General features: G+C 34.4%; 18 protein-coding genes and 1 tRNA gene. 12 read left to right on the plus strand and 7 right to left on the minus strand.

The window, feature by feature from the left end:
• From G6Q10_RS01110 to pepF, 6 genes are all read left to right on the plus strand, one after another.
• Positions 1–1080 (plus strand): ABC transporter ATP-binding protein, encoded by a 1080-nt coding sequence (locus tag G6Q10_RS01110; protein WP_163652011.1) that lies wholly within the window; start codon positions 1–3, stop codon positions 1078–1080.
• Complete coding sequence (locus G6Q10_RS01115; RefSeq protein WP_163652013.1) at positions 1073–2032, plus strand: ABC transporter ATP-binding protein; 960 nt, start codon at positions 1073–1075, stop codon at positions 2030–2032. The genes G6Q10_RS01110 and G6Q10_RS01115 overlap by 8 nt, the downstream gene beginning before the upstream one ends.
• A gap of 265 nt (positions 2033–2297) precedes the next feature.
• Positions 2298–2693: a transcriptional regulator SpxA gene (gene spxA / locus G6Q10_RS01120; protein ID WP_163652015.1), complete on the plus strand. Its 396-nt coding sequence runs from the start codon at positions 2298–2300 to the stop codon at positions 2691–2693.
• A 210-nt stretch (positions 2694–2903) separates the two neighbouring features.
• On the plus strand, positions 2904–3560 hold the full coding sequence (gene mecA / locus G6Q10_RS01125) for an adaptor protein MecA (protein ID WP_163652017.1): 657 nt from the start codon (positions 2904–2906) through the stop codon (positions 3558–3560).
• A gap of 133 nt (positions 3561–3693) precedes the next feature.
• A complete protein-coding gene (locus tag G6Q10_RS01130; protein ID WP_163652019.1) occupies positions 3694–4800 on the plus strand; it encodes a competence protein CoiA family protein in 1107 nt (368 codons plus the stop codon).
• A 73-nt stretch (positions 4801–4873) separates the two neighbouring features.
• On the plus strand, positions 4874–6682 hold the full coding sequence (pepF, locus tag G6Q10_RS01135; protein ID WP_163652021.1) for an oligoendopeptidase F: 1809 nt from the start codon (positions 4874–4876) through the stop codon (positions 6680–6682).
• Between the two features lie 599 nt (positions 6683–7281).
• Here pepF and G6Q10_RS01140 read toward each other — a convergent pair.
• Both G6Q10_RS01140 and G6Q10_RS01145 read right to left on the minus strand, forming a co-directional pair.
• The gene (locus G6Q10_RS01140; RefSeq protein WP_163652023.1) at positions 7282–7833 is read right to left on the minus strand and encodes a DUF2335 domain-containing protein; all 552 of its coding nucleotides are present in this window, start codon (positions 7831–7833) and stop codon (positions 7282–7284) included.
• Positions 7796–8002 (minus strand): hypothetical protein, encoded by a 207-nt coding sequence (locus G6Q10_RS01145; protein WP_163652025.1) that lies wholly within the window; start codon positions 8000–8002, stop codon positions 7796–7798. The genes G6Q10_RS01140 and G6Q10_RS01145 overlap by 38 nt, the downstream gene beginning before the upstream one ends.
• A 412-nt stretch (positions 8003–8414) precedes the next feature.
• Here G6Q10_RS01145 and G6Q10_RS01150 point away from each other — a divergent pair, with 412 nt between their 5' ends.
• The 4 genes from G6Q10_RS01150 to G6Q10_RS01160 all read left to right on the plus strand — a co-directional run bounded on the left by G6Q10_RS01150 (position 8415) and on the right by G6Q10_RS01160 (position 10752).
• Positions 8415–9227 carry a hypothetical protein gene (locus tag G6Q10_RS01150; protein ID WP_163652027.1) on the plus strand — a complete coding sequence of 271 codons (813 nt, stop codon included), beginning with the start codon at positions 8415–8417 and terminating at the stop codon, positions 9225–9227.
• Between the two features lie 230 nt (positions 9228–9457).
• Positions 9458–9661, plus strand: a complete 204-nt coding sequence (locus G6Q10_RS01155) for a hypothetical protein (protein ID WP_163652029.1) — start codon at positions 9458–9460, stop codon at positions 9659–9661.
• Between the two features lie 447 nt (positions 9662–10108).
• Positions 10109–10468: a glucosaminidase domain-containing protein gene (locus tag G6Q10_RS10020; RefSeq protein WP_197914069.1), complete on the plus strand. Its 360-nt coding sequence runs from the start codon at positions 10109–10111 to the stop codon at positions 10466–10468.
• A complete protein-coding gene (locus tag G6Q10_RS01160) occupies positions 10390–10752 on the plus strand; it encodes a glycoside hydrolase family 73 protein (protein WP_197914070.1) in 363 nt (120 codons plus the stop codon). The genes G6Q10_RS10020 and G6Q10_RS01160 overlap by 79 nt, the downstream gene beginning before the upstream one ends.
• Positions 10753–10939: 187 nt before the next feature.
• Here the strand turns inward: G6Q10_RS01160 and G6Q10_RS01165 are convergent, their stop codons facing one another.
• The 3 genes from G6Q10_RS01165 to G6Q10_RS01175 all read right to left on the minus strand — a co-directional run bounded on the left by G6Q10_RS01165 (position 10940) and on the right by G6Q10_RS01175 (position 11953).
• A complete protein-coding gene (locus tag G6Q10_RS01165; RefSeq protein ID WP_163652031.1) occupies positions 10940–11275 on the minus strand; it encodes a DUF898 family protein in 336 nt (111 codons plus the stop codon).
• 181 nt (positions 11276–11456) lie between these two features.
• Positions 11457–11529: transfer RNA gene (locus G6Q10_RS01170), tRNA-Ala, on the minus strand.
• A gap of 64 nt (positions 11530–11593) precedes the next feature.
• A complete protein-coding gene (locus G6Q10_RS01175; RefSeq protein WP_163652033.1) occupies positions 11594–11953 on the minus strand; it encodes a Lin0512 family protein in 360 nt (119 codons plus the stop codon).
• Between the two features lie 112 nt (positions 11954–12065).
• Between G6Q10_RS01175 and G6Q10_RS01180 the strand changes: the two genes are divergently transcribed.
• Positions 12066–12497 (plus strand): universal stress protein, encoded by a 432-nt coding sequence (locus G6Q10_RS01180; RefSeq protein ID WP_163652037.1) that lies wholly within the window; start codon positions 12066–12068, stop codon positions 12495–12497.
• A 17-nt stretch (positions 12498–12514) separates the two neighbouring features.
• On the opposite strand, the gene G6Q10_RS01185 is transcribed toward G6Q10_RS01180, so the two are convergent.
• Positions 12515–13837, minus strand: a complete 1323-nt coding sequence (locus G6Q10_RS01185) for a 6-phospho-beta-glucosidase (RefSeq protein WP_163652039.1) — start codon at positions 13835–13837, stop codon at positions 12515–12517.
• Positions 13838–14012: 175 nt separating this feature from the next.
• On the opposite strand from G6Q10_RS01185, the gene G6Q10_RS01190 reads away from it, so the two are divergent.
• Positions 14013–14765 carry a MurR/RpiR family transcriptional regulator gene (locus G6Q10_RS01190; protein WP_163652041.1) on the plus strand — a complete coding sequence of 251 codons (753 nt, stop codon included), beginning with the start codon at positions 14013–14015 and terminating at the stop codon, positions 14763–14765.
• Between the two features lie 3 nt (positions 14766–14768).
• On the opposite strand, the gene G6Q10_RS01195 is transcribed toward G6Q10_RS01190, so the two are convergent.
• Positions 14769–15737 (minus strand): LacI family DNA-binding transcriptional regulator, encoded by a 969-nt coding sequence (locus G6Q10_RS01195; protein ID WP_163652043.1) that lies wholly within the window; start codon positions 15735–15737, stop codon positions 14769–14771.
• Between the last annotated feature and the right edge of the window lie 116 nt (positions 15738–15853).

The following is a 15853-nucleotide window of genomic DNA, read 5'->3' on the forward strand; positions in this document are numbered from 1 at the left end:
ATGGAAAAAATACTAGAAGTAAAAGATTTAAATATTTCTTTTCACACATACGCTGGCGAAGTTCAAGCGATTCGTGGTATAAACTTTGATTTATATAAAGGTGAAACGCTTGCGATTGTTGGTGAATCCGGTTCTGGGAAATCGGTAACAACCAAAGCGATTATGCGACTTCTTCCAGAAAGCAATTCCAAAATTAAGTCGGGTGAAATATTATTTGGCGGAAAAAACTTAGCAACTGCTTCTGAAAAGCAAATGCAGAAAATTCGTGGTAAAGATATTGCAATGATTTTCCAAGATCCAATGACCTCGCTTAATCCAACCATGACCATTGGAAAACAAATTGCTGAGCCACTCATTAAACATCAAAAAATCAGCAAGCTAGAAGCAAAGAAGACAGCACTGCGCATGCTGCAATTAGTTGGTATAAAAAATGCTGAAGAACGAATTAAACAGTATCCGCATCAGTTTTCTGGTGGGATGAGACAACGTGTGGTGATTGCAATTTCACTTGCTTGTAACCCACAAATTTTAATTGCTGATGAGCCAACAACTGCACTTGATGTAACGATCCAAGCACAAATTCTCGAGCTGATGAAAGACTTACAGAAAAAAATTGATACCTCGATTGTTTTTATTACACATGACCTCGGCGTTGTAGCAAATGTTGCTGATCGGGTTGCTGTTATGTATGCTGGTAAAATTGTCGAAATTGGTACAGTAGATGAAATCTTTTATAACCCTCAACATCCTTATACATGGGGGCTTATCAGTTCAATGCCAACACTTGATACAGCAGACGAAGAACTATTTGTTATTCCAGGCACACCTCCTGATTTGCTCAAACCGCCTAAAGGAGACGCTTTTGCGGCAAGGAATCAATATGCAATGCAAATTGATTTAGAAGAACAACCACCAATGTTCCAAGTTTCGGATACTCATTTTGCAGCGACATGGTTGCTTCATTCAAATGCACCTGAAGTGACTCCGCCTGATGCTGTGTTACGCCGGCAGAAACAATTTGCCGAACTTCATCCAGGTATGCAAGCTGTTCATGCAAAGGGGGTAGAGGTTAATGAGTGAAAGAAAAAAATTACTTGAAATTCATCATTTAAAGCAATATTTTAACGAGGGAAAACCTTATGAAGTTCGAGCGGTAGACGATATTTCCTTTGATATTTATCAGGGAGAAACGCTTGGGCTTGTTGGCGAATCTGGTTGTGGTAAATCTACAACTGGGAGAACGATCATCCGTTTATACAATGCAACAGACGGTGAAGTCCTTTACGACGGGAAAAATGTTCATGGGAAAAAATCACGTAAAGAGCTTCATGAATTTCGTCGTAAAATGCAAATGATCTTTCAGGATCCATATGCCTCGCTTAATCCACGTATGAAAGTACGTGATATTATTGCAGAAGGAATCAAAGTTCATCGTTTAGCTAATTCCGTAGAAGAAATCAATCAGCGTGTTTATCAGTTACTGGAAACAGTCGGACTCAGCAAAGAGCATGCTGGACGCTATCCACATGAATTTTCAGGCGGGCAACGCCAACGTATTGGAATTGCTCGTGCACTTGCGGTTCAGCCTGAATTTATTATTGCAGATGAACCTATCTCAGCACTTGACGTATCAATTCAAGCACAAGTGGTTAATTTGTTGAAAGAATTGCAAAAAGAAAAAGGCCTAACCTATCTTTTCATTGCACATGATCTATCAATGGTTAAATATATTAGTGATCGCATTGGTGTTATGTATTTTGGTAAATTAGTTGAATTAGCTGATGCCAATGAATTATATCAGGCGCCACTTCATCCTTACACAGAATCACTGCTTTCTGCGATTCCATTACCGGATCCGGACTATGAAAGAACACGTGTAAGAAAAACGTATGATCCAGGAATTCATCAATATCAAGCAGACGAAGAACTGAAGATGCGCGAAATTGCGCCAGGACATTTTGTTTATTGTTCAGAGAAAGAAATAGAAATCTATAAAGAAAAACATGAGAAGCTTGTAAATGTTGTAAAATGAATAATAGCAGAACCAGTTTCGCTTATAATAGCTACTAAAAAGTTGCTTTTGATACAAATTTAGTTTGAATAAAAGATAATTAGGGTACCTTATAATAATTGATTTACTGGAACGGTTCTATTTATTTGGAAATAATTTTAAAATAGTATATGGAAATATATGATTTTAGTGTATAATAAGGGAGTAAATTCTTTTAGCGATTTCCAAATGGAGAATTTCGTTTGTGTGAATGGAATAATAAACCTATAAGGAGTGTGAATGTCTAATGGTAACGTTATACACTTCACCTAGTTGTACATCTTGCCGAAAAGCACGTGCATGGTTGGAAGAGCATGAAATACCTTACAAAGAAAGAAATATTTTTTCAGAACCACTAAGCCCTGATGAAATTAAGGAAATTCTTCGGATGACTGAAGATGGTACAGATGAGATTATCTCAACTCGTTCGAAAACTTTTCAGAAATTAAACGTTGATTTAGACAGTTTGCCACTGCAAGAATTAATTGAACTTATTCAAAAGAACCCTGGTTTATTGCGCCGTCCGATTATCATTGATGAAAAACGATTGCAAGTGGGCTATAATGAAGATGAAATTCGCCGCTTTTTACCAAGAAAAGTGCGTACTTATCAGCTTCGTGAAGCTCAGAAAATGGTTAATTAATTTTATATGAAAAGTTACCGAGATAGTTTCTGATTTCGGTAATTTTTTTACGAATAAGTGAGATTTTTAAGCAATTTCTCTGGTGATTGCATTATTTTTGAGATATTATGTGTTAAATTGTGGTATAAAATTATTTTTTGAGCTACAATATAACTAGAAAAAAGTTTGCCCTTCATTGTCAATGACTAATTAGGAAGGGGGAGTGTGACGATGGAAATTGAACGAATTAATGAAGATACAATAAAATTTTATATCTCTTATCTGGATTTGGAAGAACGCGGGTTCAACCAAGAAGATGTTTGGTATGACCGCGAGAAAAGTGAAGAGCTTTTCTGGGAAATGATGGATGAGTTGAAATTTGAAGAAGAGTTCTCTCCTGAAGGTCCGCTCTGGATTCAAGTGCAGGCTCTAAAAAATGGGCTTGAAGTGTTTGTAACAAAAGCAAATCTTGCAGGGAAAAATGGAGGTGGCTTTGATTTAACGCTACCTGAAACTGATGAACTTGCAGAAGAGCGTATTGAAAAAATGCTAGAAGAAAATTTCAATTTAGCAAAAAGAGAAGTTGTGAATGAAGAAGACACACTCGAATTTATACTGGAGTTCCGCGACTTTGAAGATATCGTTACGATGAGTCAAGCAGTAGGTCTGGAATCTTTAGTAACGAAACTATACTACTATAAAAACAAATATCTCTTACACGTAGAGTTTCCAGAAACACAGTATGATGAAACAAACATTGACAATGTTGTAAGTATATTACTAGAATACGGGAATGAGTCTAATTTAACTGGATATATTCTAGAGGAATACGGTAAACTCATCTTAGATACGCCTGCCTTATCTCAAGTTAAACACTATTTCAAATAAAATAATTAATTTTGACCTGCTTTATGTGTGTAAAAATACATAAAGCAGGTTTTTTTGCTTTTTCCGGATTTTGGAGAGGAATTTAGGCGCATTTAGAGAATAAGAAAATAAACGGAAAAAGGAGCGGATCTATTTGTTTACAGCAAAGAACACACAGGGTGAATGGGTTACAATTACTCGAAATAATGCTACTCATTTGAAATCCAGTTCATATCATTATTTTTGTTTGAGTTGTGGTGAAGAATTATTTATCAAAGCAGGTGATAAAAAGTTACCACATTTTGCCCATCGCCATTCTAGTAAATGCCGTTTTTCATCCGAGCCAGAAAGCGAACATCACTTGAGCGGGAAGTTCCAGATTTCTAATTGGGCGCTGTTGCAGGGGATGCCTGTTAATTTAGAGTATTTTTTTAAAGACATTAAAAGACAAGCAGATATTTTTGTTGATGATCATACCGTACTCGAGCTGCAATGCTCTACCATCCCTATTAGCCAGATGTGTGCCAGAACAATTGATTATGAAAAGCTTCAACTAAAGGTCTATTGGATTTTAGCACAAGATTTAACGTGTATTAAAGGACGTTATCATTTAACGATTTTTCAGCAATCATTTATTAAGTGGGATCGCCGTTTAGGTTATTATTTACTTACTTATAATACGGAAAATCGCGAATTTATATTGTTATATCATCTCACGTATGAATCTGGTAATCGCTTTTTTAGTTCTGTCATGCACTTGCCCCTTTTTCTATCACTTAAAGAAATGTATGAACGAATTGAAAGGGTGAAGTATCATGAATTTTATGTGAAGCGAAACAGAGTATTAGAGAGACAAAAGATCTGTTACTATTACGCGAAGTTTAAATCACGTGGGCTATTCATGCGTAAAGTTTATGAAGCTGGTTATCATCTACAGTCTTTGCCAAAGCAAGTGGGTATTACTTTAGCAAAACAATTTTTAGTTATAACGCCTGCTATTGAATGGCAATTTTTTCTCTATGATTCTTTTTTTGGTCGATTGGAAGTTGGTGAGAGTTTTGCCAAAGAACAGCTTGTTAAACGTTATTCTAATATCGTTCATCCAAAAAAAATGATCGCTCTAGCTCCATTTGAATCACTCGGATTATTAGATGAATATTTGAGCTATTTGGAACGCGAAGGGATTTGCGTTGAGATAAGTCGTGGTTGCTATATGTTGAAGCAAAAAATGTTAGTAATGGAGCCCTTTAGTACCTATTAATGATCTTGATTTTTGCAAATTCCCCTTTTTTACCGCATAATAAAAAGTAAACAATATGTTTGGAGGAAGCAGTATGCCTAAAGATAAAAATGAATTACCGTTAAGAGAATATGTGGCAGTATCACTTACTTGGGACTTAGAAACAATCTTTTCAAGTGATAAAAAATGGGAAGAGGCATTCCAAAATGTTGAAGAGTTGAACAAGCAAAGTGAAAGCTATAAAGGAACGCTAAAAAATAGTGCGACAAATTTATTACAAGCTTTGCAGTTTCGAGATCGATTATTTAATCAATTAGAGAATGTATATGTCTATGCACACCTTAAAATGGATCAGGATACAACAAATGCCAAATACCAAGGTTTTTATGGTCGTGCGAGTAGTTTAATCGCAAAAGTCAATTCAAGTTTAGCGTTTTTTGATCCTGAAATTTTAGCAATTGATGAACCAATATTAGACTCTTTCTTAACAGAAAGTGATGAATTAAAAAAATATCGTCATTTATTAAATGAATTAAACTTAAATCGACCATATATTTTATCAGAAAAAGAAGAAAAGATTTTAGCGAGTGCCAGTGAAGTACTTGGAAGCTCAGCAAAGACATTCAATACATTAAATAATGCTGATATTGCATTTCCAACAATCAAAGATGAGACTGGAAAAGATATTAAAATCACACATGGCAGATACGGAAAATTAATCGAAAGTGAGAATAGGGACGTTCGGGAAGCTGCCTTTAAAGGGATTTATTCTGTATACGGCGGATTAAAAAACACGCTCGCTTCAACGCTTAACGGTCAAATAAAAAAAGCCAACTTTTATGCTAGAACACGTGGTTACCAGTCTGCACGCGAATCAGCACTATCTAATAACCATATCCCAGAAACTGTTTATGACACACTCCTTAAAACAGTAAAAGCTCATCTACCTCTTTTTCACAGATACATCAAATTAAGAAAAGATTTACTCAATTTAAAGGAGCTAAGAATGTATGACTTATATGCACCACTTTTAAGCGATGTAAAGCTTGAGTTTACATATGATGAAGCAAAAAAGGTAGTGTTAGAGGGTCTTAAGCCTTTAGGTGAAGAATATCAATCGATTTTAGAAAAAGCATTTAACAGCAGATGGATTGATGTAGTCGAAAATAAAGGAAAAAGAAGTGGCGCCTATTCTTCAGGAGCTTACGGTACAAACCCCTATATTTTATTAAATTGGCAAGATAATATTAACAATGTATTTACTTTAGCACATGAATTAGGCCATAGCGTTCATAGTTATTACACACGTAAAAATCAACCTTATGTATATGGCGATTACTCTATTTTCCTTGCTGAAATTGCATCAACTACAAATGAAAATTTATTGATGGATTACCTACTTAAGAAATACAATCATGACAAAACAATAAAAGCTTATTTGCTTAATTACTATCTCGATGGCTTTAAAGGTACAGTCTTCAGACAAACCCAATTTGCCGATTTTGAACATGCCATCCATCAAGCTGATCAAAATGGTGAAGCCTTAACAGCAGAATTTCTGACAGATTTATATTTTAAAATCAATGAAAAATATTATGGTAAGGCAATGACATATGATCAAGAAATCGGTTATGAATGGTCAAGAATACCTCACTTTTATATGAATTATTATGTTTTTCAATATGCAACGGGCTATTCTGCAGCTGCAGCTCTTAGTACTAAAATTATTGAAGAAGGAGCTTCCGCTGTTACTGGCTATTTAACGTTTTTAAAATCGGGGAGCTCAGATTATCCAATTGAAATTATGAAACGCACAGGAGTAGACATGACGACATCGAAATTTATTGAAGACGCATTAAAAGTTTTTGAAAAACGTCTAGATGAGCTAGAACAATTAGTATAATGATTGTGAAAACTTGTCTCAGATAAAAAATTTTAAAATAAAAACAGCTATTTTTTTAAGATAATAGCTGTTTTTGTTTTACTTATATTCAGCTATTTTTTTGTATACATCGCTATATTATTAGTTTTAAAAACAATATCCATTTGAAAGTAATCATAAGTAGGTAACGATCGCGCAATAAAAAAGGCAAAAAAAGTTTGTGAACAGTTGAATTTGAAAAAATAATATGATATAGTATTACCGTGAAATAAATCACAAACAAATACCCCCTTTATTTGATTGTGTGAATTTCTCCTTTTGATTGCGCTGGAAAGAGCTGTACCCGTTGTGGTGCAGCTTTTTTCGTCGTTTTGGTTTTTAGTATTTTTTCTGTGAGATGTATATAAACATTTAGTGTCATATCAACTTTAGAATGTCCTAAACGCTTGGAAATTGATTAAATACGCAAATTAGGTTTGTATATGCAAGAACAAATTAAAAACTTTTGTTTGGAACGAGCTTTTGTATCTAAACTTTCAGATGTTTTATTAAAATTTGCGGAAGTTTATAAAGGCGGTCTCTATTGTTTAACTTCTAAAAAAGGACGAATAGGGATTCTACTATTCGTCCTTTTTATCATCTTGATGATTTTCGTTATCGTCGTCTTGCTGTTTTCTTTTTCGATAAATAAATGCTCCTGCTAAAGATGCGACAGTGACAATAAGAGAAACAAAACCTGATACAGGCTTATCTAATAAGATTAATAAGAAACCGCCAAACGCAAACACAAGAGTAATAATGAAACCAAATAGTAATCCTCGAGAGTTATTTTTTATTTCATTTTTAACCAATCTTTGATTCAAATCTTTAGTTAGGCTCATCTTTTCCGTTTCCATTGTTTGACGATGAGTCGCTTGATTTTCAGCCATTTTGAAAATTCTGTCTGCAGCTCCTGGCATAGCTTCTTCGTATTTTTTTATTTGATCAGCAGGAGGTAAAGGTCCGCTATATAAAGTTTTTTCAACTTTCTGTTCAACGAGTAATCGTGTTTTGTCACTCATCTTTTCTAAAATTTGACCAACAGCTTCATCAGCTTCGAGAACTTCTTCTAACGCCACATCATTACAGTCTTTTTCAACGCTCGTATTTTTTTCGATATTCTGTGATGCCATATTCGATATCCTTTCCTACTTTTTCCCAATCGGATTTAACAGACTCATAATCACTTTTTATTTGAGGTGGTTTCTTCAGTTTGGAAATATTAATATAATTCACATCTAAAATTTTACCCATCCCAATGATAAAATTAGAGAAATTATCACTTTGTTGAGTTTTATACATGTGAATACCTCCTTAATAAAATAAAAATTTAAGTTCTCTATTAATAATATACCAATATAGTGTTAAAAGTAAACAGAAATATAAACTTTGAAAAACAGAGAAAGTTTAAGATTGGTAGAAATATGTTAGAGGAAAAAGGTATTCTGATAATGTGGAAGTGAAGGGAAATCAATTGTTTATATCTGTACTTCACTTCCTTTCTTTATAAATTGCTGCTTTGCAAGCTGAAGAAAAATTTGGGGTTCCAGAATAGGGTAGACGTTTTTGTTTAGCATCCTATACCTGCTACAACTGTTCCCTGATGAAGGGAATAGTTACTGATTTATAACTAAGGAAACTCCTTTTTTCTATCTGTTTATATTTGAGTAAGTAGCTTTTACTTGTTATATTTAGATTAAAAAGGGTGATAGTATTGGAATTTTTAAAAGATATATTGAAAGAAGTAAGCACTTTGAATATTCAATGGGGCCCTATAAGTGGAATTGGTTCAGCGATAGCAGCTGTTTGTTCACTCATTATTACTATACTCCAGTTTAGATACACCCGTTTTTCGAACAAAGTTAAAATGATAGTTAGGATTGAGAGTATCAAACAAACAATAGTAAGTATTTTTGATGAATGGAAGCTAGAGAATCAAATTGAATGGAAAGAAGAGTTTTCCAGTAGCTATATAAACATTCAAAATTTAGGCACAGAAGCAGCTCATGATATTCGATACCAATTTGATCTTATAAATAAAAAAGTTTTATCACAATATATTGAAAAAAATAAAGCAATAACAGAGCAAGAAAAGGGTTTAGAAATAGAATTTAATAAAGAAGATTTTTTAATTGTAGAACGTAGTAGTAGTAAAACCATTGGCCAAATTTTTAATTATAAGACAAGGTGGCAAGCTCATGATTATTTGGCAGGAAAAGGCAAGTTTAATGTGGCCCTCCCAAATAATCTTATAGTCTTGTTGAACTTTATCTTTTTAAGCAAAATGTGTAAATACGAGAATGAATTTTTTGTTCCAGTAATGCAACTGAATGTCCGATATAAAAATAATAGAAATAAAGAATGCAGAGTATCTTTTTACATCTCTCCAAGAACTTTTGTATCGAGTTATCCAGCTGAAAGTAGTGAAGTAAAATTGGAATTTCTTTTGGCTCCATTTATCCCAATAAAGTGGGATAAACTTTTACGGAAAAGATTTAAAGAGTTAATAGCAAGATTTAAAAATTGAAATTAAATAAATTCAACAAAAAGACACACTGATAAAACGCTAGGTCCCAATCGCAAGGATTTTTATTTATTAATAATATTGAATCTAATGCACTATATTTATGGTAATTGTGCTTACATTTGTCGTTTATGATGAGAAACGAACATTTCACGACATTTTTGGTTTTTGTATCCGATTTTTTATGCTACCGTAAAAAGGTAAGACATAAACGCCAAAAGGGAGAAATTAACATGAAAAAGTTGTTAACAATTTTAGGACTTTTGGTTGCTGGTTTTCTACTGTGTCTGAATTTACACGGTGTAAAAGCAAATGCAGCCGAAGTAGGTGGGACAGAAGTGGACAATATTTTAGAATCATTTGACTTAAACAGTTATAGTATTCAAGAAAAAGAGATTAATTTAGATGATGGTAAGAAGGCTGTGTTGTTGGTCTAGTACCAGTTATTGAACAGGGGCCATTATTACGTGCGAGCAATGGTACATATTGATTGCCCTGGAAAGAGTTGTACCCATTGTGGTGCAGCTTTTTTCGTCTCTTAATTTTTATCCCTAAAAATTCGTATAAGCAAGCTCGATTTAAGCCTATGATATTGTACCGGTTTAAATAATCTGCACGACTAAGTTGGCTGGTTGGAGCGTAATAACTAGAGCTACAATAAAAAACAAATTAAAAGAATTCAAGTAGGATTAATCATTCTTCTTTTTTGCGAAATAAAGTAATATTATATCGAATAATTACTTTGTTTTTCATTTAAATCATGTTTAAAATGCATATACGTGATATAAAAAAACATTTAATTACATTTTTCATTTCTATCTATTCATTTAGTATGCTATTATGAAAACGCAATCAAAAAAATAAAAATGAATGGAGAGATTTGAATGAAACGAATTTTAGTATTTACTGTAGCATTGTTTTTAAGCTTAACATTAACGGGGGGAATTTCACTAAAAGCAGAAGCTAATTCTGTGAATACAGATGCGCTCACATCGAATGCTGATATAGGTCCAGGATATTATATGGAAAACGGGAAGCTAAGAACTAAAAGAGATACCAATCCGTCTCAATTTTTATCTGAAATAAAAGAAGGAGCTATACAAGGATGGAAGGAATACCAAGTGATTCCTTCGATTACAGCTGCTCAAGCAATTTTAGAGAGTGGATGGGGCGATCTAAATTATCTAAAAACGCAAATAATCTTTTTGGTATTAAAGGGGAATATAATGGCCAATATGTTATGATGCCGACGAAGGAATTTATTGATGGTAAGTGGATAAAGATTGAAGATAAGTTTAGGAAATATCCTTCCAAAAAAGAAAGTATGATTGATCATGGCATATTTTTACAAAAACCACGTTATCAAAATTTAATTGGTGTAAGAGATTATAAAGAAGTCGCTAAATTATTAAAACAAGATGGATATGCAACCGATCCAAACTATGCTGATAAATTAATTTCAATTATTGAAGGCCGTAACTTAGCAAGTTGGGATCAAGAGGCTTTTAACAACGAGCTTGCTAAGTAGTCTTTGAATCAATCACGTGGTCTTAAAAAAGAGTCTGGGATGATTGCCCTAGACTCTTTTTGTAAAAGCTATTAAGTTATTTAGGAAACATTTAATCCGGTCTTTTTTGAAAGCTATGAAATAAAAATTGAGAGAATAAAAAACAAGAACCCAAACGAAAAAGGGTGACTTTTAATTAGTATTAAATTCAGTTTTCAAAAACAGTATTTTTAGCTTTCCAATCTTCAAGCTTGATAAATACCCAAAAACCGTAAATACCAAGAGTTATAATGGTCAGTAGCAACCATTTTATCCAATTTCCGAATAAGCCTACAGCGGAACCATTAAATCTCATTCGCTTTCCTTCAATTACAGTATGATTAATTTTCCATCCATAGATCATACATAAAGCCCAAGGGTAGCAAATACCTAAAGTAAAAAGTGTGACAATAGCCCCTAATATCGTCCAGCCAATGTATTGGAATAGTCCTCCATCAAAAAAAGACGTTCTTCCATTTCTCATTTCTAAAGTAGTTTCTGCCATTTAAAATTCCTCCATCTTTAGTGTATATCATTCATTTGTAATAAGGATAATTTTTAAAAATATCTCTGATCGTTATTGTTTTGAATTCAGCAATTAGCATTTTTTTGATTGACAAATTGAATGAAAAGCACATTCAATCGTAATTTAAAATGGCTTTATACCAACGTTTTAAAGGTGTAAGTGGAGCATAGCGGGATTGAACCGCTGACCTCTTGCATGCCATGCAAGCGCTCTCCCAGCTGAGCTAATGCCCCCTTTTGTCCAGCAAATTTAGTATAGCGAAAAGATGTTTATTTTGTCAATGGCTAATTAGCAAAACTAGTAACCTGTTTCAACAGAAGCATTGACAATGTACATCAAGTCATTAACATCATTTTTATCAGCTAAAAAAATACCGCTTGTTGTTAGCATTCCACCATCCACGATTTCAATCGTTACTGTACCATAAGGAATTAAGGATTTAATCGCATCGTGATCTAGCTTTTCTTTATCGATAGGGATAGCTAGTTTAACATTAACAACCATTTGATTTAAATCATGTCCAGGTAGCATCGCTTCAATTCCTGCCATCGAATTATGATAAATCGCGTGACGGACAGCTCGTTTGGCAGCTTTTGTTATATTTTGACCATGAACATCCACACCAAATCCTGTTTGAATGAATAATCGTTTTTCCAATATTTCCACTCCTCTCTATTTTAGTATAACATAAATTTTTATTGAAAAAGGTGTATGAGCCTGCTTGATTATGGGTAAAGAATAGTAAAGACGTATACTAAGGAGCAGTTTTATGGAAAATTATAAGCAAATTCTCGTTGCGATAGATGGTTCAACTCAAGCAGACAAAGCATTTCAGCAAGCGCTTGACTTAGCGGGAAAATATCAGGCTACACTTGGCATTGCTAGCATTGTTGATTTGCGTTCATTCTCACCTAATGTTTCTTATGATGGAACGCTTGAAAAAGAAGCAATGGAAAGGGTTACGACGCAAATAAAAGAATACGTAAATCAAGCAGAAAAAGCAGGGGTTCCTGAGGTGAAAACGTATGTAGAAAGCGGGAACCCAAAGCGGCTTTTGGCAAAGGAAATTCCAGAAAAATTTGAAGCAGATTTAATTATTGTTGGTGCAACGGGAATGAATCGTGTAGAACGAGTTGTACTTGGAAGTGTTTCAAGCTATATTTTAGCCCGTGCTATGGTTGATGTTTTAATTGCTCGTTAAATAGAACGAGCCATTTATTATTCTTTTTTAAAGAATCGTGGTAGATAGGTTTGATGGGCTTCAAGTAATTCATCAAGTAATACGTGAGCTTCATTGTCGCTTGGAGTTAATGGATTGATTGTCATTGCAAGTAAGGCTTTATTGTAATCTCCTGTTACAGCGGCTTCTGCTACTAATCGCTCGAAAGATTTAATTTGTTGAATAATCCCACTAATAGCGACTGGAAGGTATCCACTGGTAAGCGGGATGGGCCCTTGCTTTGTAATGACGCAATTTGTTTCAACGGCTGAGTTTGGATCAATGTCTAAAATGGCACCATTATTTTTGGTGTTGACAACTTGGATATCGCGTTTGTCATTATAAATAGAATTAATGAGATTGCAGGCAGCCATGCTATAATATGCACCACCGCGTTGGTCGAGTTGTTTTGGCTTTTCAGCTAGTTCTTCTTGCTTGTAAAGTTCAAAGAGTTCACTTTCAACATTTTTTACAACTTCAGCGCGGGTTCCGTGTTCTTTGTAAGCTTTTTTTTGCTCTTCAAGCTGCTCTTTTGTTTGCCAGTAATAACGCAAATAATCGATTGGAATCATATTCAATGTACGTAAAAATGTTTTGTCCCAACCTGTAGCGTGGATGTTTTTTAAAGTTGAACCAGAATCGTTTTCGGTCATTTTATAAACAACATCTTTGGTTATATCGTTTCCTTGATAATAAACCGTTTTGGCAAAAACCATGTGATTCAAGCCGACGAATTCGACATAAATTTCTTCAGGGTTTACATGAAGTACTTCAGCGATATTTCGCTCAATACCAATTGGACCGTTACAAAGCCCGACTACTTTTTTCTGGTTGCTGTAGCGTAAGACGGCCTCTGTAACCATTCCAGCAGGATTTGCAAAATTAATTAACCAAGCTTCTGGACAGAGCTTTTCCATATCTTTACAAATGTCGAGAATAACAGGAATTGTGCGAAGACCTTTAAACATTCCACCTGGGCCGTTTGTTTCTTGACCAATCACATGATGAGAGTTTGGAATTCGTTCATCTTTGATACGTGCTTCAAGAAGCCCTACACGGAGCTGTGTGGTAACAAAATCAGCGTCTTTTAAAGCTTCATGGCGATCAAGGGTTAAGTGGATCGTAATATCTGCTTTTGCTTTTTTAACCATGCGTTTAGCGAGATCACCGACAATCGTTAATTTTTCTTTTCCGGCTTCTACGTCAACTAACCAAATTTCGCGTACGGGAAGTTCATTTTTTCGATTAATAAATCCTTCAATTAGTTCAGGTGTATAGCTAGATCCTCCGCCAATTGTAGCGATTTTAAGTCCTTTTTTCATTTGAAACTCCTCCATTATGATACCGTTTTCTTTAGTATAAAAATGAACAGCAAAAATTGCTAGCTGTTTTCATGCAGTTGGAAAACATTTCTTAAGTAGGAACTCGTTACGATTGAGTAACGAGTTGTTACATGATAAAATAAGACTAGTAAGCTTGGAAATGTGGGGGTTTATTATGCTTTTTTTGGATAAACATATTGAATTAAATGACACTGAACTGGATATTTATAATTATGTAGCGGCTAATTTGGATAAGGTGATTTATATGCGTATTCGTGATTTAGCAGATGTTGTCCACGTTAGTACAACAACAATTTTACGTTTTTGCCGGAAGTTTAAGTGCAGTGGATTTGCTGAATTTCGCGTAAAATTGCAGATTTACACAGAGAAGAAGAAAGCAACGCAAATTGATACAGCTGATGAAACAACGTATATTGACTTTTTAAAAAGAACGAGAGAACCAGAATTCCAAAGACAACTTCAAAGCGTTGCGCAAATTTTAAAAAATATCGATTTAGTTTTATTTGTTGGCATTGGAGCATCAGGTGTTATTGCAGGATACGGGGCTCTTTATTTTTCTTCTTTGTTTACATTAGCTTTGCATATTGAAGATCCACTAAATCATCCGTTTGATCATCTTTCAAGCCATTTAGCTACTAAAATTAGCTTGGTGGCCATTTCTGTAGAAGGGGAGAATCGAGATATTATTCGCTATATTCATCAACTGAAGATCAAGCAATGTAAAGTTATTTCGATTACCAATAGTGCTAAATCAACAATTGCACGTTTATCAGATGCGAATATTTCGTATTATATTAATAAAGAAACGTATTATGACGCAAATATCACCTCACAACTTCCAGCACTTTATACGATTGAAAGGTTAGCAAAAGAGATCCGACGACAAAATGATAAAAATGCCGATTAAGATTCATGTTGTTGATCTTTTTATTAAACTGAACTGTAATTCTTTGAGTGATTTTTTTGTAGCTGTTAATTGATTTTGAATGATTGTAAAGGCGTTTTCAGCTTGCTTATCAACGGGGTAATCAATGGTTGTCATGTTAAGTAGGTGTGCAATCTCGATATTATCGAATCCACATACGGCAAAATCAGAAGGGATATTGATATTAAGGCGCTTTGCTTCTGTTATCAGCCCTGCCGCAAAAGCATCATTTGGTGTCATAAAGGCATCTGGTTTATTTTTTTCATTTAGCCACCAGTGAGCTATTTTTTCACCATCTGATCTTGTTCCCATACCGTGAAAATGCAGAAACTCAGTTGGGTTTATCTTTTTTTGGCGGCAAAAATCCTGGTAGGCAGAAATTCTACTTTGTGTGTTGAGGCCTTTTGTGAGGCCATACACATTGATGATTTTTCGGAATCCTTGGGCATAAAGGTGCTCTAAGCCTAGCTTATATCCATCATATTGATTCATAAAAACAGAGGGGATTTTTTTATTTTCAACACGTTGCCAAGTAACAATTGGTCCATATTTGGTGTAAGGTTCGATTGTTTCCCAGTCATTTAGGCGAATAACGAGAACAAGCGCGTCAATTTGTTTGCGACGTAACATTTCTAATGCCTCTAACTCTTTATCAGGGGCGTTTTTTGTCATGAATAAAGTGACATTGTAGCCATGATTTTGGGCAGAAGCTGTGAAACTACGAATGAAAACGGCAAGTGAATCTGAAAAGCTTGGGGCAACAATCCCAATTAATTTTGTGGTCCCTTTTTTTAACGAAACGGCATTTAAATTAGGGACATAGTCTAATTTATCAATTACTTGCTGGACTTTAGCGCGCGTTTCTTTGCTGACATAATTTTGGTTATTGATAACGCGAGAAACTGTTGCTGATGAAACACCTGCAAGGCGTGCAATTTCTTGAATGTTTGCCACAAAATCACCTCCTATTTTTAAGTATAACAAAAAACAGGATCATGTAGCACATAACTTATGACGAAATGTTTATAGAATGGTGTAAAGCTTTCAAAAGAGTAGCTTAAACGGGTGCT

The sequence above is a fragment of the Listeria sp. PSOL-1 genome (genome assembly GCF_902806445.1).
Taxonomy (GTDB): Bacteria; Bacillota; Bacilli; order Lactobacillales; family Listeriaceae; genus Listeria.